The sequence below is a fragment of the Pauljensenia sp. UMB3104 genome, assembly GCF_030217285.1.
Lineage (GTDB): Bacteria > Actinomycetota > Actinomycetes > Actinomycetales > Actinomycetaceae > Pauljensenia.
The window spans coordinates 1-285 of the sequence record NZ_JASONN010000253.1 but is presented as its reverse complement, the minus strand read 5'-3'; the positions used below and the strand labels follow the sequence as shown (position 1 = coordinate 285).

Sequence of the window (285 nt, the reverse complement as noted above, 5' to 3'; positions counted from 1 at the left end):
AGGCGTGCTCACCAAAACCCCAAACCTACTGAACGGCGCAAATGTCCTCCTACCCTGCGACACCCCCGCCAGCGCCTTCACTAAATACTTCACCACCCACTTCCACCAACTCGGCCTAAACACCCTCACAGCAGTCGGAATGGACGGCAAAGACGGAACCTACTACCACCAAACCAAAGAAAGGAAGATACACCGCCCCGCCCAGGGGTGCGGCAGATTCCAATCCCAAGAAACCACCAACGCACTCGCAACAGCCAACTTCGTCTTCACCAACCCGCCCTTCTC

1 protein-coding gene is annotated in these 285 nt (G+C 56.8%); it reads left to right on the top strand.

The window, feature by feature from the left end:
• Window positions 1–285, top strand: a 285-nt coding sequence (locus QP415_RS11595; RefSeq protein WP_285100181.1) for an adenine-specific methyltransferase EcoRI family protein, incomplete at both ends; no start/stop codon positions are given.